18 protein-coding genes are annotated in these 24,393 nt (G+C 65.1%); 6 read left to right on the top strand and 12 right to left on the bottom strand.

Annotated elements, in window-relative coordinates:
* Window positions 1-2 precede the first annotated feature (2 nt).
* Complete coding sequence (gene recC, locus ABQE93_RS10645; RefSeq protein ID WP_448406612.1) at window positions 3-3,245, bottom strand: exodeoxyribonuclease V subunit gamma; 3,243 nt, start codon at window positions 3,243-3,245, stop codon at window positions 3-5.
* A gap of 45 nt (window positions 3,246-3,290) precedes the next feature.
* On the opposite strand from recC, the gene ABQE93_RS10640 reads away from it, so the two are divergent.
* Window positions 3,291-4,445, top strand: coding sequence for a zinc-binding dehydrogenase (locus tag ABQE93_RS10640; RefSeq protein WP_448406613.1), 1,155 nt, complete (start codon window positions 3,291-3,293; stop codon window positions 4,443-4,445).
* A gap of 163 nt (window positions 4,446-4,608) precedes the next feature.
* On the opposite strand, the gene ABQE93_RS10635 is transcribed toward ABQE93_RS10640, so the two are convergent.
* Complete coding sequence (locus ABQE93_RS10635) at window positions 4,609-5,283, bottom strand: DUF3060 domain-containing protein (protein ID WP_448406614.1); 675 nt, start codon at window positions 5,281-5,283, stop codon at window positions 4,609-4,611.
* Here ABQE93_RS10635 and ABQE93_RS10630 point away from each other — a divergent pair.
* The 3 genes from ABQE93_RS10630 (at window position 5,178) to ABQE93_RS10620 (ending at window position 8,205) form a co-directional block, all read left to right on the top strand.
* Window positions 5,178-6,566, top strand: a complete 1,389-nt coding sequence (locus tag ABQE93_RS10630; RefSeq protein WP_448438059.1) for an RNA-guided endonuclease InsQ/TnpB family protein — start codon at window positions 5,178-5,180, stop codon at window positions 6,564-6,566. The two genes, ABQE93_RS10635 and ABQE93_RS10630, sit on opposite strands and share 106 nt — an antisense overlap.
* A 115-nt stretch (window positions 6,567-6,681) precedes the next feature.
* Window positions 6,682-7,038, top strand: coding sequence for a VOC family protein (locus ABQE93_RS10625; protein WP_448406615.1), 357 nt, complete (start codon window positions 6,682-6,684; stop codon window positions 7,036-7,038).
* 36 nt (window positions 7,039-7,074) lie between these two features.
* Window positions 7,075-8,205: an NAD(P)/FAD-dependent oxidoreductase gene (locus ABQE93_RS10620; RefSeq protein ID WP_448407239.1), complete on the top strand. Its 1,131-nt coding sequence runs from the start codon at window positions 7,075-7,077 to the stop codon at window positions 8,203-8,205.
* A gap of 568 nt (window positions 8,206-8,773) precedes the next feature.
* Here the strand turns inward: ABQE93_RS10620 and ABQE93_RS10615 are convergent.
* The 3 genes from ABQE93_RS10615 to ABQE93_RS10605 form a co-directional block, all read right to left on the bottom strand.
* A complete protein-coding gene (locus tag ABQE93_RS10615) occupies window positions 8,774-9,229 on the bottom strand; it encodes a hypothetical protein (protein ID WP_448412369.1) in 456 nt (151 codons plus the stop codon).
* A 680-nt stretch (window positions 9,230-9,909) separates the two neighbouring features.
* Entirely contained in the window at window positions 9,910-10,821 is a 912-nt protein-coding gene (locus ABQE93_RS10610) for a LamG domain-containing protein (RefSeq protein ID WP_448406617.1), read from the bottom strand.
* Between the two features lie 18 nt (window positions 10,822-10,839).
* Window positions 10,840-11,517, bottom strand: coding sequence for a response regulator (locus ABQE93_RS10605; RefSeq protein WP_448406618.1), 678 nt, complete (start codon window positions 11,515-11,517; stop codon window positions 10,840-10,842).
* Between the two features lie 329 nt (window positions 11,518-11,846).
* Here ABQE93_RS10605 and ABQE93_RS10600 point away from each other — a divergent pair, with 329 nt between their 5' ends.
* Window positions 11,847-12,983 (top strand): SMP-30/gluconolactonase/LRE family protein, encoded by a 1,137-nt coding sequence (locus ABQE93_RS10600; protein ID WP_448406619.1) that lies wholly within the window; start codon window positions 11,847-11,849, stop codon window positions 12,981-12,983.
* Between the two features lie 69 nt (window positions 12,984-13,052).
* Here ABQE93_RS10600 and ABQE93_RS10595 read toward each other — a convergent pair whose 3' ends face one another.
* Window positions 13,053-13,307 carry a CDGP domain-containing protein gene (locus ABQE93_RS10595; protein ID WP_448406620.1) on the bottom strand — a complete coding sequence of 85 codons (255 nt, stop codon included), beginning with the start codon at window positions 13,305-13,307 and terminating at the stop codon, window positions 13,053-13,055.
* Between the two features lie 931 nt (window positions 13,308-14,238).
* Here ABQE93_RS10595 and ABQE93_RS10590 point away from each other — a divergent pair.
* A complete protein-coding gene (locus ABQE93_RS10590; RefSeq protein ID WP_448406621.1) occupies window positions 14,239-16,110 on the top strand; it encodes a sensor histidine kinase in 1,872 nt (623 codons plus the stop codon).
* Between the two features lie 36 nt (window positions 16,111-16,146).
* Here the strand turns inward: ABQE93_RS10590 and ABQE93_RS10585 are convergent, their stop codons facing one another.
* From ABQE93_RS10585 to ABQE93_RS10560, 6 genes are all read right to left on the bottom strand, one after another.
* Window positions 16,147-16,941, bottom strand: a complete 795-nt coding sequence (locus ABQE93_RS10585) for a hypothetical protein (RefSeq protein ID WP_448406622.1) — start codon at window positions 16,939-16,941, stop codon at window positions 16,147-16,149.
* Window positions 16,938-17,828 carry a DUF6777 domain-containing protein gene (locus ABQE93_RS10580; protein WP_448438058.1) on the bottom strand — a complete coding sequence of 297 codons (891 nt, stop codon included), beginning with the start codon at window positions 17,826-17,828 and terminating at the stop codon, window positions 16,938-16,940. The genes ABQE93_RS10585 and ABQE93_RS10580 overlap by 4 nt, the downstream gene beginning before the upstream one ends.
* 20 nt (window positions 17,829-17,848) lie before the next feature.
* Window positions 17,849-18,841 carry a WXG100 family type VII secretion target gene (locus ABQE93_RS10575; protein ID WP_448406624.1) on the bottom strand — a complete coding sequence of 331 codons (993 nt, stop codon included), beginning with the start codon at window positions 18,839-18,841 and terminating at the stop codon, window positions 17,849-17,851.
* Window positions 18,842-18,928: 87 nt separating this feature from the next.
* Window positions 18,929-19,192: a WXG100 family type VII secretion target gene (locus ABQE93_RS10570; RefSeq protein WP_448406625.1), complete on the bottom strand. Its 264-nt coding sequence runs from the start codon at window positions 19,190-19,192 to the stop codon at window positions 18,929-18,931.
* A gap of 37 nt (window positions 19,193-19,229) precedes the next feature.
* On the bottom strand, window positions 19,230-23,678 hold the full coding sequence (locus ABQE93_RS10565) for a type VII secretion EssC family protein (RefSeq protein ID WP_448406626.1): 4,449 nt from the start codon (window positions 23,676-23,678) through the stop codon (window positions 19,230-19,232).
* Window positions 23,679-24,380 (bottom strand): RDD family protein, encoded by a 702-nt coding sequence (locus ABQE93_RS10560; protein WP_448406627.1) that lies wholly within the window; start codon window positions 24,378-24,380, stop codon window positions 23,679-23,681. It abuts the gene before it with no gap.
* Window positions 24,381-24,393 lie beyond the last annotated feature (13 nt).

The raw sequence follows: 24,393 nt of genomic DNA, 5'->3' as shown, positions 1-24,393 counted from the left end.
GGTCATCGCAGCGCCCCCAGCATCGGCAGCCACAACCGGCACGCATAGGTGTCCAGGCCGCGGGAGACAAGGTCTTTCAGCCAAGCGTTCTTGCCGAACGCCCGCTGATACGCCGGCTCGGCGTCCTCGCCGGGGTAGCGATCGGAACGCCACCGGTAGCCGGCGCGCCGTTCCGGATCGCCCTGACCGTGGACGGCTTCGGCCCACGCATACGACGTCTTGACCGGCAGCGGCAACGGTGCACGCCTGCCCTCGTCGTAGAGCGCCACCAGATCGGCCAGCAGCTCGACGGCCGACGCCTCGGGGCGCTCCATCACCTCGACGCGGGGGGTGGTGCCCCGCGGAGGCCTGCCGACCGACACCGCGGTCCAGTTGCGCGACGGTGCGTGGGCGAACAACGCCAGCAACCGAATCCACGGCTGCAGCAGATGTCGCCCGTCGAGCTTGGAATACGTCGCCGACACCAGCTGATCGCCGTAGACCGGCGCCACCGTACCCGTGACGCGCCGCCCACCGCCGATGTCGATGTCGACGTCGACCGCGCCCGCTTCGGCACTGCGGTAGGGCCGCACCGCATCCGCGATCAGCCCGGACTGCTCACAGATCTTATTCGCGGTGCGCCAACCCAATTGGCCCGGCGGCAAGGTACCTCGCCGCCATTCGAGGTCTTTGGCCTCTTTCGGCCCCATGCCGCGCAGCATGTCGTGCAGCATCCGGTCACCGACCGTCCACTCCTCGAGCGCGTCGATGTCGACGGGCATGGCGTCCTCGACGCCGTCGACCTCCCACGGCAGCGTGTACTCCAGCGCGCGGAAGAACCCCTTGACCGGGTCGCGGAAGAAGTTGAGCAGATCGGCCAGCACCACGTCCTCGGGTGGGGGAGCGGGCAGCGGTCCGGCGATGAACGGCCGCCGCTCGGCGCGCTCGCCGGTACGGGCCTGGGCGGCCCGCAGCACCGTGGGATCGAACGTGAAGGGGCGTTCGGGGATCAGCGCGCCGGGGACGACGTTGCGGGTGTCGAAGGGCTGCAACGGGTGTTTGACGACGACGGTCTTACGTACGGGGTGCTCGGTGGTGTGGTCGAGCGTGTCGAGCAGTTCGGCCAGCGGCACCGCGGGCGGGCGCTGCTGCCCGTTGTATTCGTTGGCGCCGGTGTAGGTGATCACCAGCGTCTCGGTGGCCGCGCTGATCGCGTCGAGCAGCAGTTGCCGGTCCTCCGAACGGATGTCGCGTTCCCCGGTCATCGGGTCGCGGGCCAGCGCGTCGTCGCCGTCGACGATGCCGCGGCGCGGGAACACGCCGTCGTCGAGGCCGACCAGGCACACCACCCGGTGCGGCACCGAGCGCATCGGCACCATGGTGCACACGGTCAGCGTGCCGGTGCGAAAGTTCGCCCGGGTCGGCCGGCCGGCCAGGTGACGCTCCAACAGCGCGCGGATGTCGGGCAGCCGCAGCAGGGTCTCGGCGCGGGAACCGGCGTCGGTGAGCACGTCGCCGAATTCGCGCTGCAGCTGGCTGATCTGCCAGGCGTCGTCGTCGCCGACGTCGGCGAGCAGTTCGATCCCCTTTGTCAATGCGCTCAGCCAAACTTTCAACGGCTGTGCACCGGTGAGGGATTCGACGACCTGTTGCAGCCGGTCGACGTATTCGGCCAGCTTGCCTGCCAGCTCGACGCGGTTGCTGCTGACGTCGTCGAGCGGCAGCGTCGTCTCGATCCAGGCGTGCGAGTCGTCGGACATCGCCACCCCGGCGAGCACCCGGTCGATGCCGAAACGCCAAGTGTTCTGCACGAAGTCGACGCCGAACGGATGGCGATGCTCCTGATCGAAACCCCACCGGATGTTGGCCTGGCGCACCCAGCGGGTGATGTCCTCGAGGTCGTCGTCGGTGAAGCCGAACCGGGCGCGCACCGGCGCGGCGTGCGCGAGGTTGAGCACCTCGCTGGAGGTCGCGCGTCCGCCGGCCAGCGCCAGCAGTTGTGACGCCACGCCCAGCAGCGGGTTGGTCTGGGTGAGCGCACGGTCGGCGAGTTTGACGCGCAGCTGATGTGCGGGGTGCACGCCGGTGATCATGTCGCCGAGGCCGAACCCGGCGACGATCAGCGGCGCGTAGGTCTCGATGTCGGGGCACATGACGACGATGTCGCGCGGTTCCAGCGTCGGATCATCGGTGAGCAGCCCGAGCAGCACTTCGCGCAGCACATCGATCTGGCGCGCCGAGCCGTGGCAGCTGTGCACCTGCACCGAGCGGTCGGATGCCTTGTGCGCCCGGCCGTTCGGGCGCACGGCGTTGGCGGTGATGTCGGCCTGCAGCCAGCCGAGCAGGGTGTCGGGACGGTCGGGGCCGGGTAGGTATTCGTCGGTGTGGGTGTCGGCGGGCAGGCCGCGCTGCAGCTCGCGCAGGTCGCGACCGAGGGTGGCCAGCAGCGGGTGGTCGACCTCGCGATGGCTGGTGTCTTCACGGCGGGGGATGTGCCCGTGTACGCCGCGCAGCGACGACCACAGCCGGTCGCTGGGATGCGGTAGCCACAGGTGCAGATCGTGGTGGGTGGCCAGGGCCTGCAGCAGTTCGATCTCCGTGCTGGGCAGGCGGGTGTGGCCGAACAACGAAATCCGCGGCGGCAGGTCGGTCGGAGATTCCTCAAGCATGGCAACGGTTTTGGCGTGCCGAACGTGAGGCGGGTCGGCGGGGACCTTGTCGAGCAGTGCCCGCCACAGCGGCGGCTGCCACTGCAGATCCTCGGCGACGTCGCCGGCGTCGCCGTCTTCCCAGGAGACGAGCAGCTGCGGACGCTGCCGGGCGTAGGAGGCGAACAGCCCGGCCAACCGGCGCGCCACCGCGTAGCGCCGGCCCTGCCGCAGTTCTTTTTCCTCACCGTCTTCGAAGTGGCCGAGGTGGGTGGCCAGCGGCTTGCACCAGGCTTCGGTGCAGCTGGCGTCGATCACCTCCAGTAGCGGCCACACCATGGCGTCGGGCGCCCACGGGTCGTCGGCGCTGTCAAGGCCGAGGAGTTCCCCGATCAGCGAGCGCGGATTGCGAAACGCGATGCCCGCACAGACGCCGTCGTCGCGGTTTCCGCGGCCCAGCACGTGCGAGAGCCGCTGGCTGAGCCAGCGTTCGACGCCCTTGGCGGGCACGATGACGAGCTCCTCGGCGAACGGGTCGTCCAGCGGGTCCGACAGCAGCGCACCGAGGCCGTCAGCGAGCAAATCGGTACGTTCCGCCCGATGGATATGCAGAGCCATCGATGCCCACCCTAGGACGACGCCCGCGCGGATACCCTCGGACAGGTGAAAACCGTCGTCTGCACCAACGCGCACCTGCAAGTGGTCGAACAACCCACCCCGATCCCGTCCCGGGGCCAGCTGCTCATCGAGGTGCAACGGTGCGGCATCTGCGGCTCCGACCTGCACGCCCGCCACTCCATGGATGAGCTCGCCGACGTGATGGCCGAAACCGGCTACGACGAGTTCATGCGTTCCGATCAGCAGATCGTGTTCGGCCACGAGTTCTGTGGCACCGTCGTCGACCACGGGCCCAAGACACGTAAGGCGCCCAAGCCCGGCACACCCGTCGTCGCGATGCCGCTGCTGCGGCGCGGCAAGGACGTCCATGGCATCGGTCTGACCGCCAAGGCGCCCGGCGCCTACGCCGAACAGATGCTCGTCGAACAGGCCCTCACCTTCCCGGTGCCCAATGGACTACCTGCCGACATCGCCGCCCTCACCGAACCGATGGCCGTCGGCTGGCATGCCGTGCAACGCGGCGACGTCGGCAAGGGTCAGGTCGCCTTCGTCATCGGCTGCGGGCCCATCGGGCTGGCGGTCATCCTGGCGCTGAAGGCCAAGGGTGTGCGCACCGTGATCGCCAGCGACTTCTCGGCCGGGCGCCGCGCGCTGGCGACCCGGTGCGGTGCCGACGTCGTCGTCGATCCCGCACAGGAGTCACCGTTCTCCGGTGAGCACGGCTTCCTCGAATCCTTCACCGACGCAGGTGACCTCGCGCTGAGCACGATCGAGAAGCTGCACAAGGCGCGGCTGCCGTGGTGGCACGTGTGGCGTGCCGCGGACAAGGCCGGCGCGACGACGCCGAAGCATCCCGTCATCTTCGAATGCGTTGGCGTGCCGGGCATTATCGAAAGCATCATCACCAGCGCGCCGGTGTTCTCGCGCGTGGTGGTCGTCGGAGTGTGTATGGGCGCCGACCGCATTCGGCCGTCGATGGCGATCAACAAGGAGATCGACCTGCGCTTCGTGCTCGGCTACACGCCGCTGGAGTTCCGCGACACGCTGTATCTGCTGGCCGACGGCAAGATCGACGCCGCGCCATTGATCACGGGCACCGTCGGGTTGGGCGGGGTCGAGGCGGCGTTCGACGCGCTGGGTGATCCGGAGGCGCACGCCAAGATCCTGATCGATCCTGGGAGTTCCGCGGGCGCGCCGTAGCGGCGGCTGCGGGGGTGCATGTCGTAAGTGCCCACTCTGAGCGAATTTTTCGCTGCTGCGGGCGGCGTGAGCGTGCGTAAACTCGCGCATTTCGGCGGCGTGTCGGCCTCAGACACGCACGCTCGCGTCCAGGGGGGACACCACCCCGGAGGTGAAGCCGCCCTTAGCCCCGTGCGACCGAGTTCCGTGAGGAGGCGTTGATGTCGGGGTCGCCGAAGTGGTAGATCACGCCGTTGTCGAACCCGGACACGATGATGGTTTTGGCGCTGTCGAGGGTCACCTGGTTGTCGACGCCGGACACGTTGACCAACGCGCAGTGCCCGGTGATCGTGACGGTGTTGTTGACCCCGCTGATGTTGATCTCGCTGTCGTCGCATTCGACGGTCTTGGTGCCGTCCACGCCCGCGACGCTCAGCTTGCCGCCCGGCGGCGCGGCCACCACCGAGTCGTTGCCGGGCAGCATCGGTTCGATGGCCGGGAAGTCGGCGTCGGGCGCCGGCGCCGGGTCCAACAATCCGCCCCCGCCGGCCACCCCGCGCTCCACCGAGGCCGTGGTCTGGCTGCTCATGTTCCACACGATCGCCGCGATCACACCGAAGACCGCCAGCACGGCCACCGCGATCACCACGAAGATCACCGTGGCCGGCGTCCGGCTGTGGGACTGCTGCGGGTACGGCACCCCGTACGGCGGCGCGGCATACGGGTCCGCATACACCGCCGGCGGCAGCGGCTGTGCGGGTGGCGCCGGCTGGGTCGCGCCCAGCTCGACGGCCCCCGGTCCGAGCCGCATCTGCTCGAGCTGGCGGATGCGCTCCTCGGGGTCGTCCTGCGGATTCATGGGTTCGTTGCGGCGTGGAAACGCCTGGCTTTAGGCAGGGGAGTAATCACCGCATCTCCTTTCGGTGTGTTGTCAGTGGCGGCAGTTACGTTGTTGACGTGTCGCGATACCGGTTGGTTCCTACCGCTGAGCAGGCGGTGTTGTTGGCGGAACATTGTCGCCATGCCCGGTATGTGTGGAATCTGGCAGTTGAGCAGCAGCGGCATTGGCAGCCGGGGCGCCGCGGGCCCGGCTACAACGAGCAGTGTGCTCAGTTGACCGCAGCCCGCGCCGAGCACGAATGGTTGGCGGCCGGCTCGCAGACGGTGCAACAGCAGGCGTTGCGCGATTTCGCGCAGGCGATGCGTAACTTCTTCGGGGGCACGCACCGCCGCCCGACGTGGCGCAAAGCCGGTGTACATGAGGGTTTTCGGCAAGTCGGGCTCAAAACGCGTCACATCGAGCAGCTCAACCGCCGATTCGGTCGGGTCTGGGTGCCCAAGGTCGGCTGGGTGCGTTTGCGCATGTCGCGGCCGGTCCCGCGCGGGGTGAAGTCGTACCGCGTCACCTGTGATCGGGCCGGTCGCTGGCATGTCGCGTTCGCGCACGTACCGGATCCGATCGCTGGTCGCGGTGACGGGAGCGTGGTGGGTATCGACCGCGGTGTGGCGGTGTCGGCGGCGTTGTCGACTGGTGAACTGCTGCACGCCCCGAGCCTGACTGCAGGTGAATCGAAACGGTTGAGAGTGCTGCAGCAGCGCCTGGCCCGCGCACAACGCGGCTCCACGCGGCGAGCTCGTACGAAACGGTCGATCGCCAAGCTCAAGGCGCGCGAAGCCGACCGGCGCAAGGACTGGGTCGAAAAGGCCAGCACCGACATCGCGCGGCGCTTCGACACGATCCGCATAGAAGCACTTGATGTGCGCGCTATGACGCGATCTGCGCGAGGAACCACGGCGCACCCCGGTCAGCGCGTGGCACAAAAGCGTGGCCTCAACCGTGGCATCAGCCGCAGCGGATGGGGTCTGTTGGCCACGCGACTGCAACGCAAGGCGGTTGGTCGGGTCGAGCAGATCCCGGCCGCCTACACGTCGCAACGATGCTGTGCATGCGGGCATGTCGCTGCCGAAAACCGCAAGAACCAAGCGGTGTTCGAGTGCAAAGCCTGCAATGCGGGGCCGTGCAACGCCGACGTGAACGCTGCACGCAACATCGCCGCCGGACGGGCGGTGACAGCACGGGGAGACCTCGGCGCTAGCCGGTCTGCGAACCGTGAACCTCAACTCTGCTCTCCCGCCACGTAGGTAGATGGAGTTGGAAATCCCCGGACTTCAGCCAGGGAGGACGTCAAGGCCGATATTGGCACACCCGCGTTTGTGACGGCGGAATTGCGGCAACTCGGGCCCCATGATCGGCTCCGTGCGCTCCGTCGTCGTCGACTGCAAAGACCCACGCGCGTTGGCGGAGTTCTACGCCGGCGTGCTCGGCGGCACCATCACCGAAAAAGACGACACCTGGGTGGTGCTGACCGACCCGTCGGGTCGACGGCTGGCGTTCCAGTACTCGCCGGAGCACGAGCCGCCGGCGTTCCCCGACCCGCATGGCTCCCAGCAGTTCCACCTCGACATCGCGATCGACGACGCCGACGCCGCCGAGCGCGACATCCTGGCTCTCGGCGCCACACGGGTCACCGAAGCCGTCGGCGAGGAAAATTTCCGGGTCTTTCGTGATCCGGCCGGCCACACCTTCTGCCTCGTCTGGGACTTCGACGACTAAAGCGTGCCCAGCGCCCCAGATGGGTATCAAGACGGTGTGGTGGCAGCGGGTTTCATCGCCGTCGGCGCCGGCCCGGCCGGGGTCAGCGCCGCGGAGACGTTCCGCGCCAAACACCGCGACATCCCCGTGCGCATCCTGACCGACGACCCCGCGCTGCCCTACGCCAAACCCCCGCTGAGCAAGGGCTACCTCTGCGGCCGCGAGGACAAACGCGACCTGCACAGCCCCGCCTGGTTCACCCGCAACCACGTCGACCTGGTCCGCGGCGTCACCGTCGCCGCCATCGACACCGACCGCCAGGAGGTCATCACCAAAGGCGGCAGCCGCTACCCCTACTGGCACCTCGTCATCGCGTCGGGCGCAACCGCGGTGCGGCCCGACATCCCGGGCGCCGAGTCGGCGCTGACGCTGCGCACCTTCGCCGACGCGGTCGCGCTCAAGATGGCCGCCCGCTACGCCGACTCCGCGGTCGTGATCGGCGCCGGGCTGATCGGGTGCGAGGCCGCCGCCTGCCTCGCCGAGCAGGGCGCCGCGACGACGCTGGTCGCCCCCGAACCCGTCCCGCTGCACCGCCGCTTCGGCCTGGAAGCCGGCGAGCGCATCGCGAAGATCCTGTCCGACAACGACGTCCGCTTCGCCGGCGAAACCACCGTCATCGGCATCGACGACACCGGGGTGCTGCTGCGCAGCGGTGAGGCCATCGATGCCGACGTCGTCGTGACGGCCACCGGCGTGCGGCCCGACGTCACGCTGGCCCGCAAGGCCGGGATCGCCGTGCGCGACGGGCGCATCGTCGTCGACGAACACATGCGCACGTCGGCGCGCAACGTGTACGCCGCCGGTGACGTCGCGCTGGCCCGAAACATCACCGCGGGCAGGCACATCCCCGCAGAGCACTGGCGCGACGCCGCCCAGCAGGGCTATGTCGCCGGGCTCGCCGCCGCGGGCTACGACGCTCGCTGGGACCAGGTGCCCCAGTTCTCCTGCGTCATCGGCAGTTCCGTGCTCAGGTACCGCGGCTGGGGCACCGGCTACGACGTCAGCAGGCTCGTCGACAACCACAACGGGTTCACGGTCGAGTACGAGTCCGACGGCGACGTCGTCGGCGTGCTCACAACCAGAGCCAGCCTTGCTGAGGCGGCGGGGCCGAGGCTAACTCAGAAATGACCAGGTGATGAGCCCCACGATGATCAGGAACATGCACCAATACAGTGCGTAGATGGCGTCAGTCCACTCCAGTCGTAACGCCGAGCCTATTGCCTTCGGGCGTTGATCAGGGATCGCAGGCGAGACGGCGTACGAACTTGTACCGTCCGGTTCTGGAGCGGTCGACTTGTCTTGCCGTTTCTCGGTTGGTGTTTGGGTAAGGGCATTAGCATCCGCCGCGCAGGGTGGTGAGGCATAGCCAGATCGCGGCCTAGAAGGTGGAGACTTGAAAGTCGCTCCTTTTCGACGAGGCACCCTCGTCGGCTGCGAAATGTCGTGATGTTCGGCCACCCGGTGTAGGCGCCACAGCGCAGCGAGGTTCATCGACATTGACTCGTCCCTTCTACGAGCGGGCGTGATGCTTTACTAACGCAATTGTCTATTCGCCATGGCACCCGGGGGTATCCTATGAACGTATGAAAAGCACTGTATAGCAGTGCTAGTCAGATAGCTCGCCGCTGGTAATCGAGTTTGCTATGAGCGGTTGCGGGGTCGAGTGGTGGGCACTCCGATTGTCGTGTCGGTGTGGTCAGAATCGAGACAGTTGATACAACTGCTTTCCTGATTTGGTGAAGACCGTCGCCGCATCGGATCCGTCGAACTCGACGAGATAGGTTGCCTCGTTGGGCCCCTGAGTCACCAGCAACTTGTATCGGCCGGAAGAGTCTGGTGAGCTTGACAACTGGCACGACATCGGCCCACCGATGTCCAGTTGCTTGCCAGTACTGCTGACGTAGAAGAAGCCGCGGCATCTACCGTCCTCGCTGAAGGACTTTGTGGAAGTTCCGTCCGAAGATGTCCACGTGCCGTAGAGAGAAGCTCCGCTGTCTTGCTGCTCGGTCTTGATCTCCTGCAGCTTGCTGCTCATTGCAGGGTACAGATCGACCTCACCGCCTCCGCAGCCGGTGCCTAGGCTTATTCCGAGCGCAATGCTGCTGGTTACCAGCAGGATTCGACCTAGACGAGCGTGGGCAATGCGAGGCATGTGATTCTCCTTGAATCGTGCGGTTGCGTCAGAGCGCAGTCATGCAACCCAGAACTGCCACCCAGGCGGTGCTGGCGGCCAGGACGGATCTGGTTGCCAGTCCTCGTCGGGGGTCCACCCCGAGGGAGGTATCGGCCAATTGGGTGGCGGGTTGAATCGCATTGTCCCGTGGACGTTTCCGGGGTCGAGGGGTCGGTGTCCGCCGTAAGGTTGCTGTGTCGTTGCACTCGACCGGTTCTTGTCATCCATTGCCGACTTCAGGCGCTGCACCGTCGACGCGGACGTGCCACGAAGGCGTTGCTCGATCCTCTTGGCTTTCTCGGGGTTCCCCTTGCGGTACTGGTAGTACCAGCCGCCGAGTCCGGCGAGCAGAAACAGCCACATGGGTCCATAGAAGAACGAGAACTTGAACCCCCGTCCGCCTCGGCGCGCGACGAACTCTGTCGATTGCGAAAAGTCGACATGCTCCGACAATCCGTGGATACTCCACAGCGTCTCGAGTGTCATCGACATGATCTCGTCCCTTCTTCGGGCGGTCGCGATGCTTCTATCCTCACATCAAGCACCTTTGCTGTACAGGCATACTTCGTCATACGAACGTATGAAAAGACCTGCCCAACGACCAACAAGCATGGGCTTGGCATCGGCCACAAATTCGCTATGGGCCTCCTTTCGGGACCTTATCGATCGAGAGGAGTGACAGTGAAGTCGGCAAACTCGGCGGCTCCGGCCCACACGTGGATAACTGGATGACCGCAGCGCCCTGCGGTGTCGCTGCGGGCCACGGTCTGATCGTCAACCATCAATGTGTGCGAACTTTGGTCGATGGTGACTTCGACTTCGTGCCATTCACCATCCAGTGACCCAGGCGCTGACCCGTGATCTACATCGTTCGGGTAGGTCGCGATACGAAAACCTTCTCTTCCGAAGTCAAATTGCATCGCGGTCCCCGACAGGGCGGCATTGGCGGGATCACCGGAGCCGAGGGTGGCCAACCCAATGGCGAAACCTCCGGTGGCGCCCGGCGAGTGCGATATGTCGCGGACGCGACCCGTGAGCCTCATCGCGCACATTGGGGAATCCGCTTGAATCAGCCCGGACCACGGGGTGTGCGATGGATTCGCGGCGGCGGGGGTGTCGAGGATGACCGAGCTTCCATGGTTGCTGAAATCCGCGTGGACGCCACCGAACTCAGTCCAGGTCGCGAAATCGACTTCCGCTGCCCCCGGCGCGGGCCAATCGGAAATAACAGCCCCGCTCGGGATGATGGCCGCGGTGTCCGGCAGGAGCTTGATCCGAAAACTTGGGTGATCGGTGGGGCGTGAGATCACGAATGTGATCGCAAGGCAGGCAACGAGACCGACGGCGGCGATCGGAGCCACCAGATGCCAACGAAAGCCACTCTTGGCGCTGGTTGTCTCGGTGTCGGTGCTGCTCGACACTGAACCCGCGCCGCCGTCATCATCCGTCCAGAATTTCCAGCCGGGAGGTGCCGCCGGCCAAGACGGCGGCGGCTGCCATTGCGAGCCGGGTTCCCAGTCCGTTGGTAGTTCCGGCCAGTTCGGTGGTGGGTTGAAGCGTGCCCGTGGCATCGTCAACTGTCAGACGCGTTAGAGATCGTTGAGGCTGAGGATGCCATCTTCGATCGCCCTGGCGAGTAGGGCCGACTTGGTCGGCGCGGCTCGTCCCACGCTGGCGTATTTCGCGCGAGCCCGCTGGAGGTGTGTGCGGACCGTTGTGGGCGCGATGTACAGCCGCTTGCCGACGAGTTCCTTGCTTTCGGTCTGGAACCAAGCAACAAGCACCTCCCTCTCGCGCTCGGATAAGCGGATACGGCCCAAGGCGTTGTCGTTCAACAGCGCCTTGCCCATCCGCGGGCCGACATAGGGAGTGGAGGAGTGAGCGGCGTGGATCGCATCGATCAGGTGATGTTTGCCTTCTGACTTCACCAGGTACGTCACTGCACCCATGTCCAGACAGGTCAAGATCACTTCGTCGGCCGTGATGTGTGAGTAGACGACCACAGTTTGGTTACGTTCACACAGCGTTCGCAACGTATCGAAATCCGGTCGGTTGCCTTCGATCTGGAGATCCAGGACAACGACATCGACTTCCTCGGTGATGTCGGGAAACGTCGTAAGAAGTTCGCCTGGTCTCAGAAAGTTGCCGACAATCCGGATCGGAGGATCGGCGTCGGCGCACCACGCTTCGATACCGGCGTGTACGACGTCGTGGTCATCAACGATCGCGACCGTTACAGCAGTTGACAAGTCTTTCTCGGGTGACATCCCCCATCCCCCTCCCGCACCGGAGCGACTATGGCACAATGCGCTACCTCAGTCTTACTCTTCGGCGGCCGTGATGATTGCTCAATCGCAAAGAAAATGGGCTTATGCAGGGCAACGCCGCGCGTGTACCGCATGTGCAGTCCCGCGTCCGACGCGCTGACCCGCGATCTGGTGCGAATCCGGTGAGCAGTCAGACCCCATCACCCGGAAGAGCAAACCGTCATGGGGTGCTCCAGACTGTCGCCATCAGCAACTCAGCCGCGATCTACAGTCCGAGGCGATCGGGCGTACGACGTATGAAAGGAAATAAAATCTGCTACCAAGATTGAATGCGTTTCAACCCCCCGCCGGGTTGGCCGGTACCGCAGACCAACTGGGACCCGCCAGCTGGCTGGAGTCCGGATCCGAGTTGGCCTCCTGCGCCGGCCGGCTGGCAGTTTTGGATTGAAGACGCGACACCGATTGCTGAGCAACGTCAGCCGCCGCTCTCGAGTGGCTCCCCAGTCCGCGCGTCATCGCGGCGGCGCCGACCGGGCGTAGCGGCGGCAGTCGCCATTTTGGTCATCGGTGGCGCTGGCGGACTGTTCGGGTGGCTGCGATACCAGAATGAGCAGGCTCTGGTTGCTTCGCTGACCACCGTCGACGTGGAAGGCGCGGGGACGGATATCGACGGGGTGACGACGGCGCCCGACGGAACGCTCTACGTTCTGACCGGAGCCGGGGATCACCTCAGTCCAGACGATACCGCCGTCTTGAAGGTCGATCCGGCGACGGGTGCCTCGCAAGCACTTCCGATTCCACCGGAAGCATTTTCAATTTTTCGGAACCGCTTCCCGGTGGCAGTCGGTCCGGACGGATCCGTGTTCACCGGATCCCATCTGTGGGATCCACACACCGGAACCATCCAGCAAATCACCTCCGAGCGGGCTCAACACGCAGCTATCGACGCTCGCGGTCGCCTTGTCTATTCGGTGTCGGTGGAAGACAAGAACGACAACTATCGAGCGACGACGACGGTGTATCGCGTATCGGCACGGGGTGAACCCTACGTTCTCGCAACGGTTCCGGGTTATGTCCAGGGGCTCGCAGTCGATTCACGCTCGCAGGTTCTGCTCCACATCGAAGCCGGCCAGTTGGGCGAGAAGACTGCCAAGCTGCTGCGCATCTCCGACGACGGTGATCTGGAGACGGTGGCGATCGATGACATCGATTCAAGCTCCGAAATCGCCGTCAACGATGCGGGAAGGCTCGTGTACGTGTGCGCCGATGAACACGCCATGTGTTCACGGGAGTTAGGTGCGCCGAGCTCAACCAGGCTGGAGTTCACCACCGTGCGGCCCATGTGGACCGTTGACGAAGCTGTGCGGGTGTCCGGATTGGACCCCATCACCTGGCTGCCTGAGGGCAAAGCGCTGGTGTCTACCACCGTTCGGGGCAAATGGGTTGTGGTGGTCGCCCAGCCGTAGACAGGCCGGGCGGTCGACAGCCGGTTCGCTGTCGACCGCCCGGCATCGCAGGCGCTCCTCCCCGAGCGCTCAGCCTGGGATATGCGGTGGCTGACCGGGGTCGCCGACGTTGACCACGTAGCAGTTCGACCCGCCGAACCCCATGCCATGTCCGCGGTCACAGCGAGTGAAGTTTCCGAGCGTGTCGATCGGTCCGTCGCAGCGCTGCCCGCCGCCGAAAATGCCGACCCATGCGCTTTGGCAGCCTGCGTTTGCAGGGGTAGCGACTGCGAGGCCGCTCGCGGTCAGAAAGGCTATCGCTGCACCCACGATGATCTTTTTCATGGTTGTCACATTCCTTTCATATCTTCTGCGAAGAAAAGGATTTACGCCGCGACAACTCATAACCTTGAAGAGTCCCGTTGAGTCGAATTCCGACTGTTCGGATTGTGTTGTCAGTGACCGGTTGACAACCGTAAGATTCGTCATTGCAACGGGTTACGGTCGATCAGTTGGTCCGCGTGGCCCTGGCGTCTCCCTGTCCTCCGCTCTGATGGTTATATGAAAGAAATTACCGCGATATCAGATGTATAAATAGCCTGAGCACGCCAAATAATACGAACGGACGACTCCATTTCAGTGCCATTGATATGTTCGTACTACACCGCAATTGCCGTAATGATTCACAATTTCACGCGCGAATATAATTTGCCACAATAAAAACAAATGAAACACCAGTAACTATGTTCACGCTGGACTCAATCGTTACGGCGATTGTCCCGCGGGAGGCGCTGCGACGGGCTAACGTATCGCCCGGCCGTGATACGAACGTGCTGCGCGGCAAGGCAAGATGTTGGAACAAGGGTCGTTGGTCGAGTCGGAGATCGCCTCTGAGGCGCGCGTAACGGGGCTACCGCTCGACGCGTCGCGTCGCCGGCTTATGCAATCTGCCGCTGTTGTCGGGCTGCTGATGCGCAATTGCGTCAACCTCGTTGTCGCCCTGGTCACGGTCGCCCGCCCCGACTCGTTGGCACATCCGACAGGAAAATGGCTGCTAGCAGCGCTTGCCGTGTGGTCGCTGTACCGCATCGGGACCCGCTCGCTCGGTCACCGAATTCTTGCCGTTGACTACGGATTTGTGCTGGCGGTATGTGTAGGCATTCCGCTATTGATTCCCGATCCGCACTTCTACGCGTTCAACACTGCGCCTCAGGCGATCGCTGGAACGGCCGTGATCAGTATCTCTGTCGCAGTGCCGCTGTCTGCGAGCCTGCCGATGACAATTGGCGTCGCCGCGGCGTATGCCTTCGGATCGGTCACCGTTGTCGGCGTCGACAACCTGGGTTCGGTTGCGGCGTTGTACTACTTCGCTTTGCAGTGGCTGACGGCCTCGCTCATCCGGATGATGCTGCTGCGCGTGGCCGACGCGGTGGACCGTGCTCGTAGCGACCGGCATGCTGCCGAACTCAACCAGCAAGTGAGCGACGCACTGCACGACTACGAACGGGAGCAGCTTGCGCTGCTGCATGACACCGCGGCGTCTACGTTGTTGATGGTCGGTCAGGGCACGTCGCTGTCGCCGCAACGGCTGGCCGCGCAGGCCCGTCGTGATTTGCAGCTGCTCGATGAAGGGCCATGGGTGGCGCCGCCGCCGCGCGTGGAACTCGTAGGGGCCCTCCGTGACTGCGCATCACTTCTGTCCACACCGGTGCAGTTCTGCGGTAAGGCCGAAGTGTCGTTGCCCGGTGAGGCCGCAAGAACCGTCATCGCTGCTGCACGCGAGGCGATGAACAATGTTGACCGGCACGCCGGCGCCAGCAGGTTGACAGTCACGGTGACCGCCGACATGGTTCGGCTTGAAGACGACGGCGTCGGCTTCGACCCGGACCGGCCGCGAAGCGGCCACGGCGTCACCTACTCGATCATCGGTCGGATGCAACGCGGCGGCGGACATGCCCAGATCACGTCGGCGCCCGGTGCCGGAACGATCACCGAATTATTCTGGGTGACACCGCCGAACGCTGATGGGGCTGGAGCGGCGGCCACGGATCCGGACCGGCTGATCGACCGCATCCGCGGGCGGTACGGGTTGGCGCTGACCGCGTATGCCCTAGCGAACCTCGGGTTCGCGGTACCACATGCGGTCATGACGGCAGGTGACGCGAGCGCCGATGCGGTGCTGGCCGGTGTGGCAGCCGTGAGCACGTTGGCTGCCGTCATCGGCATTTGGTTTGGACGCTCATATGCGGTGTGGCCGGCGATGGCCGCGCTGATGGTGGTGACCATCGTTCAGCCTGCATTGCTGCCAACCGAACTCATCGGCGGATATGCCCATTGGGCGCAGAACGCGATCGGGTGGTGCGTATTGCCGTTGGTGCTCGGTCTGGCGACCCGCGTCGGCGCAGCCATTTTGGTGTTGTACTGGAGCGTCGGAGCGGTGGTTGCCCTCGTTCGCAATCCGTCGAGCGATCTCCTGGTGAACATCGGTCTAGGCAGCGCCAGCATCCTGGGCGTGCAGTTGTTCGCCCTGATATTCAACGGCCTCATGCGCGCTGCGGCGGCTGACGCCCAGGCGGATACCGAGGCGCGCCAGCGACTTATCACCCGCGACCGAGTAGCGCAGGCGCTTCGCGATGAGTATCAGCATCGGTACGCCAAGTTGGTCGCCAACGTAGTGCCGTTGATTGAGTCGCTGAGCGAGGGCGACCCGGTTGATAGCAGCCTGCAACGGCGCGCACGTGCCGAATCACGCCGGCTGCGTGCCCTGTTCGATCAGGCCAAGACGTTCGACCATCCGCTGATGCAGCGGCTCAGACCCGTCATCGACGTCGCAGAAGCCCGACATATCGATGTGGTCGTCGATCTCGCGGGTCAGCTACCGGAGCTCGCGGACGACGAAATCGATTCTCTGGTGGCCCCGGCGGCCCGTCTGCTTGCGGCCGCGGTGGCGTCGGCCCGGCTGGTGGTGACGGTTTCACCCGAGGATGTCAGCATGAGCATCGTATGTGATGCGGCGCCAGCGGTGGCCGATGAGATCAGCACCAACGCAGCCGATCACATCGAGGTCTACACCACCGACGACATGGTGTGGTGCCTGATCCGGCACCGCCCGCACAAGGCAGGTGCCGCCCACGCGATTGTGAGGTGAGCCGGACAACTCAGCTGCTCGCTGTCGGGACCCACACTAGCCGCGCCAAATCGACGGCGAGGCGCCCGGCCACTGAGTCGACGGGTCAGGCGCAGGTGCAGACTGCGGGGGAGTAACCGGATGCGGTATTCCCGACGGACGCTGAGGCGGCGGTGGGGCCTGAACTGGCGCAGTAGGCGGTGTGGAGAACGTCTCGATCGTTGCAGCGCGAGGCGCCTCCACGACCAGTTGCTGAATCAGGTTGGCGGCCGTGAGCATGTCCTGATATTCGGCTTTATCGACGTCCACGCGGATCGTCCCGCCCCCACCATGCGCGATAACGAGGGCGAGGCCGCGTGCCATCCACGCCTGAAATGCCGCGAACCCCAGCAGCGCCAACGCGAATAGCAACACGAGCGGACCCATGAAGCCGAAGCCCATCATCGAAAGGCTCGACATCAACAGGAAGAGGCCGGAAAAGCCGGCGATCCCTGCAAACAGCATCCGTTGCTGCGACAGTTGGCGACCGGTCATCACGTTGCACACGTGCCTGATCGGGACGCTCGACTCCCCGTATCCGACTCTGATGACGAAGAGCATGTACTGCGGGTGTCGTACGGTGATGCGGTCACGAGTTATCACCAAACCTGTTTTGATGTGCCGCAGAAGGGGCGATGGAGTGAAGTCTGCGGCGTACAGAGATTCCTCACCGGGTGACAACGCAATATTCTGGTGTTCAAAGTTTCCCGGCGTGGCACCCGCGCTTCTCGGACTGAGGTGCGCACTCTCCGTGGCTTCGCTGAAGTGTCGTTGGGCCTGCCGACGGTAGTCGGCGTGTGATTCCGGGTTCATCGGTTTCCACTTTCTCGGTTAGGCGGCGGAATGTTCATCACGGCGGGGCTGGGTAACGGCACCGACGCACCCCCGAGGTCGATCACGCCGCCGGCTTTGCGGATCACCTGCTGGCCGGTGTTGATATCGATCAGGGTGAACTCGGTGGCTGGGTCGGCGGTGTCGGCTGCGGCGTACTTGATGGCGACCACGTTCTGCGGGGCGAACTTGCTCCACTGATCGCCATCGACGCGGTAGTGCGTCAGCGTGCCGTTGTCCGGTGGGCTGAGCGGGGCGCTTGAAGCGCAGCGCACTCGCGGAACGCCAAGCGGGTCCACCAGCACCGCGTTTCCAGCTTGCAGCACAGCTTGTTTCGCACCTGCTTCGCCATCACTCAGCGTGTGCGTGGTAACCCAGGTGTCCGCCATGAGCACGACGGCCGTCAATGTGTTGAGATAGTGCGGGATCTGATTCGCGGTGATGCCGAGCGCCAATCCCCAGGCCTCCGCGGTCGCGGGATCGGCATCCAGGTCGTTGGCCAGTGTGACCGCATCACACGGATAGGTCTGACCGGTGGCGCCGTAGAGGCCGGCCTGGCGGCCGGACACCAAGCGCACCCCGCGGTCGGCGCGTACCGGGACCTGTCCGAGTAGTTCGGCAACTTTTGTGGCTGCCGGAGCCGAAATCGTAACGGGAGTAACGACGATGGGACGAGAAAACGGCTCATCGACCGGAGCGTTCGCCGCGATCAGGACAACTTCGTCGGCGCTCTTGCCGTTGTCGTCACCGGCGTCGAACAGGACAACGCCGACCAGGGTGGCCACGACCAACACGGTCAGCACGACGCCGGACACCGCCAAGATCACCGGTGTCCGCGAGTCAACCGGGTCCGGCGGGTTCGGATCCACCCACCCAAAGTTGGCGTCAGTCACCAGGAGCCGTTGCCCTTTACGTCGATGTCGACCTGACCAACGATGTCGCCTTGGAACTTCTTCAGACCGTCGGCAGATTCCGCCGCACGGACGTCTGTCCCCTGGCTCGCTGCATCGTCCCACTTCTCGGACAGGTCGCCGTACCCGCCCGCGTGCTCGCCGAGGCCGAAGACAGTCAGGAGGTTCGGCTGTGACGAGAAAACTTCGACGTTTTCGTTACCGTCTTGGGCTGCGGCGCTGTATAAGCCCGGATTGGCGAGCGACAAATGGGGCACGAGGTCCTCGGAATATTGCAGGTGAATGGCATCGACATTCAGATCGTTGCGGATAGGTGATCCGTACGTCACTATCTGCTCGACGTTGAAATAGTCTCTGGCTGCGATATTTTGCGCATCAATGCCGCCCTGGCTGTAGCCGACCAACATGACGTCTGCGCCTTCGGGGATCAACCTCTTCAGCGCGTCGAACTGCGCTTGATCGAGTTCGCCATAGATGGCCGGCGCATTGGAGCCCAATGTCTGGCCTTTGGCCGCGTCGGTGCCCGCGATGTAGACGATGTAACGCTCTACCTTGTCCGCACCGATGACCTTCTGCACTCGATAGCCCGAAGACTCCTTGGGAATGTCCTGAATCTCGTCCCACATGCCGTTCAAACCCTTGGGGGCCGGCCGGTAACACATGGCGTCGGACTTGTTCGCACCTTGAGTGCCACCTGCCGCATCGGCCCGGCTGGCGTTCTCCTGCTCGTCGGCATTGCGGCGCAACACTTCCGCACCGGCGCGTAACGCGTTGATGGCACCGTTGAGCGCAAAGATGGATTGGCCGTTCCACTCCGAACGGAACCGCTCCGAGTCCGGTCCACGCCAGATCGCCGCATTGGACACGAAACTGTTCAGTCCCTTCAGCGAGCCCTGCAACCGGTCAGCGGCCTGCATGAACTGGTTGGCGGTCGCCCGGAGCTGATCGGGGTCTGCGCCGATCACCGTCATGGGTTCCTCCTCGAACACCGGGGGAACGCGCACCGTGGACACAGCGTCCAGGGCGCGCGTCTCCCAAGGTGATCCACGGCAGCAGCCTTAGATGCTGGCTTGCTGCTGCTCGCTGGCGTTGCGGTTGGCGTGCTGCGAAGCATTCTGCAGTGCGGTCACCACCTGCTTGAGTTGAGGTACGTGTTGGCCCTGCCAGTCCGCCTTGAACCGCTCAGCGTCGGGCCCCATCCACTGAACCGAGTTCACCGCCGAGGTCAGCTGTGAAATCACGCCTTCGATGTCGGCGGCCTTGGCGTTGAGCTGCGTCGCCAACTGCCGAACCTGCTCAATATCCTGTCCGTAGAGTGCCATGTCTTTTCCTCCCATTGTTTCCGGTGATTTGTCTGCTTTAGATGACGGGCTGGGCGACCTGCATCCACACCCCCTTACCCCGCTCGATGAGCACCCCACGTCCCGGCGGGAACTCGCTGCGACGCACCACACCGATCGGAGTGCTGAACAGACTGTCTGCCTCAACACCGCTGGGCCACAACAACAGTCCACGTCGAGCTGCCTTGAACGGCTGCGCCAGCAGCCAGGCCTGTCCCCACCCGGACACTTCGGATTCACCCACAACGAATGCGGTGTCGCCGAGCGTCTTGATCAGCTGCGCCAGGTCGTTTTCGGCGGCGGTGCCGCCGAAGTCGGCGACACCCTCGATGACGACCATGAGCTCGCCGCTGCCACTCGGCGTCGCGTCGAGCATCAATCGGTTCACCAGATCGGCGACGGGCTCCTGGCCCGCCGCGGTGTCGTCCCAGACATCCACGCCGGCAATGGTTGACGACGACGGCGCCAAGTGCACGATCCGCGCGGTGGGATGCTGCCGTCGCATCGCCTGGGCCAAAGTGACCAACGCGGTGGACCGCCCGCTGCCCGATGGGCCGGTCACCATAAAAGCTCGTGTCGGCGTGATCCCCAACGGCGCAAGGGATTCGTCGGCGACCCCGATCACCGCGGAACCTGACGTGGTGCTTGCCGGCAACGCATCGAGCTCGATTCGCTCCGAAAGGCGCTCCACCGGATCGGGCGGGACGAACCCGTCCTGGCGCATCCGGTGGGCCAACTGCTCGATTGCACGAGCCTGCACCGCGACGTTGGCATCGCCACCGAACACCCCGACTTGCAGCTCCCGTCCGTCGAGGATGGCGCGGCCCTGTGGTGAGGTGGCCGACAGGATGTCACCGGGCACACCGGCCAGCACGTAGTCGTCATCGGAGGCCAAGCGCAGTACCAGACGCTGCTGGATCGTGGACGCCAGCGAGGACGGGATAGCCGCCGGGCGGTCCGCGGTGATGATGACGTGGATGCCAAGCATGCGCCCGTCGGAGGCGAGCTGGCTGAGCATGGCGAAGAACGGTGTGTGCGAAACATGTTCGTACTGGTCGCGGAACGGGCCGATGGCGTCGACCAACAGCAGCACCCGTGGTTCGTCCGGGTCGATGCGCTTACGGTAGTCGGTCAGCGTCGAGGCGTTGGCCCGAGCGAACTTGCGCGAGCGTTCCTCCAGCAGACCGACGAGCCGACGCAGGACCCGGCCGATGCGTTCCTCGTCGTCGGCTCCGACCACGGCGGCCACATGGGGCAATGCTTCCAGCATCTTCAGGCTGCCGGACGCAAAGTCGAGCCCGTAGACGTGCGCCGGGCCATCGTGCGGGTTCAGCGCCGCCGAGATCGCCAGCGTGCGCAGCGCGGTCGACTTCCCGGATCCGCCGGTGCCGATGATCGCCATATTGCCTGCGTCGTCAGGCGAGAACACCTTGATGGGTTGGGCTTGCTCGGTGGGAACATCGCACTTGCCGACCACCAACTCTGGGGTATCTGTCTGCTGGACAAGGCCCTCGAGTGCATAGGTCACGTCCAGCGGGGGCAGCCACGGCTTTCGGGGCGGCGGAATGCGCAGCTGCTGCGCGGCGCCTCGAATCGTGGTCACCATCCTGGTGATGTCGGTAGGTCCGGTGGCCCTGCTCGCGCCTTTCGGGGCGATCAGATTGTGCCAGGGTCGACGGCGGCCGAACACGAACTCCAGGATGTCGATGGGGGCCTTCGCGGGTTGTTCACTGGTCCAGCCGCCTACGTAGGCGGACTGGAAGGTGGTCAACCGGCCGGGGCCCGTCTTCGCTGCTGCCCGGCCGGGGATTTCCGGCGGGAAGTAGGCGGCCAGCGAATCATCGATCACGTCGAGTGAATCGTCGACATCGTTGAGTCGCAGGGCAATCCGTAGGTTGGTGTTGGCACGCAGATTGTCGCGGATGACTCCTGCCGGTCGCTGGGTCGCCAGCACCAGATGCAGACCGAGGGAGCGTCCGCGTTGGGCGACGTCGATGACGCCGTCGACGAACTCCGGCACTTCGGAGGCCAGTGCGGCGAACTCGTCGACGATGATGACCAGGCTGGGGGGCGTGTCGGGGTCACCGGTCTGCTCGAGCGAGATCAGATCCTTGGCCCGTTTGACGTTCAGCAGTTGTTCGCGACGGCGGATCTCGGCGCCCAACGAGGTCAGTGCCCGACGGACCAGGTGCGGTGACAGGTCGGTGACCAGACCGACCGTGTGCGGTAAGCCGACACAGTCGGCGAACGCGGTACCACCTTTGTAGTCGACCAACAGAAAGCTCACCCGGTCGGGGCTGTGGGCCGCCGCCATGCCCATCACCCACGACTGCAGGAACTCGCTCTTGCCCGATCCGGTGGTGCCGCCGACGAGCGCATGCGGGCCGTGTTCGCGCAGATCGAGGTAGAACTCCTGGGCGCCGGTCGAGCCCACCAGTGCCCGCAGCCCGGCCGACTGTCCGGCGGCGGCCCGCGGTTCACCGTTGCGGTTCAGCACGGAATCGTTGGAGATCCACTGCGCGGCAATGGCAGTGGCATCTGTGGCGACCCTGCTCCCGGCCAGCGTGAGATACGAGACGCTGCGGGGTAGATCGGTTGCGTCCTCGACCGCCGCACCCACATCGACTACCGGCGCCAACAGCAGCGCAACCTGGCGCGCGTCGGCGACCTCGATGCTGTCACACGCCACCGGAAAGTTGTGCTGTCCGTGCCGCACTTGACCCACCGTGGCGCCGTCGGACTCGCTTTCCACCAACGCGAATGTCCGGCAGGCGGCCGGCAGGCTGGCAATCTGGGTGGCTACCCAGATGACATACACCCCGACCGCGCCGCCATGTTCGGCCAGTCGGGTCAACCGCGACCGGTCGATGGGAGCGGTGTCCTCGACGAGCACGATCACCGCGGGGGTGACCTTGGACGCCTGGGAGGTACCGCTGTCGTTGGCCCTGATGTCACCAAATGTGTAGGCACCCGACGTCGTCTCGCCGGACCGACGCTGATCGATCAGATCCTCGAGACGAGACAGCAGCGCCTGGCCACCGTTGGCGCTGTCGGTCAGATGGTTACCCGACAGCGGGCTGTGCACCGATCCGGTGTGCGGCATCCATTCCAGCCATTGCCACGACGCCCGCGACTGTGCCGAACTGAACGCCGTGATGGTCAGGTCGGCGGGGGAATGCAGCCCCGCCAACTGCATCACGATGCCCCGTGCGACACCGTCGACCACCCCGCGCGGCCCGCAGATCCCCAGCGCGCCGGATTCGGGCAAGCTCGCGACGACCGGTACGTCCTTCACGGTGGCGAACTGCGCCTGGAGGTCCTTGAGCTGTTCGACGTACTTGATCTCGGCATTTTCGGTGTCAGACAGCCGGATTCGGCACCGTGAGGCGACATCGCCCAACCCGAGGCGCACGGTGAGAAATGCCGGGTGTTCGGGCCGGTGTGTCCACAGCAGCGGCCCCAGTCGATGGACGGCCTCCACCACTTGACCCAGTGCCGGAGCTTCGGCCAACCGCACCGCACGCTCGACCCGCTGGGCCTCCTCGAGTTCGCCGGCCAGAGCGCGCAGCGAGTCGGCGAATCGCTGCGACTCCTGCTGGTATTTCTTGCGCGCCTGCAGCTTCGTGTCGATGTACATGCCGATCATCAACAGTGGGCTCAGCGCGATGAACGCGACGGCGAGCATGCTGCGGGTGACCGCGAACAGCACCACCCCCATGATCAACGGCGCCAAGATCGAGACGATCGGGAACCGGGCCGGGTCGGGAAGCTGCGGCGGCTTCGGAGCGGCGAATTCCTGCTCTTCGAACCGGGCAACCACCCGCGGCGAGCGATTGAATTCTATTGCCACGCTGTCGTGTTGAGTCGTACCCTGTCGCGCCGTGGTCAGGATCGCCAGCGACGTGTTCGCCAGTTGCACGACGTCGGTGGTGCCCACGATCGCACGCTGCACCGGTTGACCACCCATGCGGACCCCGGACGGGCCGGCCAGATTGACGATCTCGATGCTCTCGCCGACGCTGACTGCTGCATGCACATTGGTGATCCCGTGGTCGGTGAGCGTGACATCGTTGGTGATTCCCGTGCCGATCGACGAATTGCCGGCAGGCAGCGCGAATTCCTGACCCGCGTCGGGGCCCTCCAACACCCGCACCACCGCGGCGGTGCGCCCCCGGCGACGTTGCGGCACCGTCGCGGGTGCGGCGACGATGCTGATCGTCGAACCCGACCGCAGTCCCGAATCGATCAGGCTGCGGGCCGGATCCAGCAACCGCCCGGCCGCGCCCCGGTCGAACGCGGTGTGTTCGAGCTTCAGTGTGAGCCCGGCGCCGACCGAGCGATTGCGGACGTCGGGATCGCTGGCGGCCAGCTCCTGCGCCAACTCGGACACCGATGCGGTGGCATCGGCGGTGATGGCGATCTGGGCCTTGCTTCCGTCGGACCGGTGAAGGATGAACTTGGCCTGCATCTACCGGTGCCTCGATGCTGAGACCGGAATGGGTGAGTGAACCCTGTTGAGTCCTCGGCTCGCCGGTCGGCGCAGGGTGGGCTGCTGGCGCTGGCCGAACGGGTTCGCTCCGGTGGCCACGTCTAGCACCGTGAGGCCGCTGATCCGGTCGTGCCATCCGGGCTGTGGATCAGAACTCAGGAGTACCGGCAAGCCGGCGAGACCGAACGTCGCGATGAAAGCCAGGCTGCGCCGCAGCGTGGCGCCCAGCCCCGGCAGCCGGTAGTCGGCGGCGTGGGCGAGTCGCAACCCCAACATGGCCTTGCCGAAGGTGGTGCCGGTGAACCCCTGCCAGATCTGCATCCACATCCACACAGCCACGAACGCCACCGGTACGACGATGTAGACCACTTCGGGTACACCAAGCACGGCGCCAGCGATCGACAACGGCATGGCCGGACTGATCATGGCGGCCAGATCCAATAGGAACGACGCGCAACGAACCCGGCCGCTGGCGAGTTCAACCGTGAGAGGGGAAGCAGGCGGTGCAGCTGGCGGTGCAACCGGCAGGCGCGACGAGGTGGTGCGGCCCGGATGCGCGACGGGTGCTGCACGGGTGCTGAGGGCGTGGCCGCAGGTACCGCAGAACCGAGCGTTTCGGGGCAGGCTGCAGCCACACTGCGGGCACGAATACCCCGTCGCCTCGCCTGGCTTCCCTGGCATCGGTTGTCTCCGT

It is taken from the genome of Mycolicibacterium sp. XJ662, from assembly GCF_053484035.1.
The sequence above is the reverse complement of the archived record's forward strand: the minus strand, read 5'-3'. Positions and strand labels throughout refer to the sequence as shown.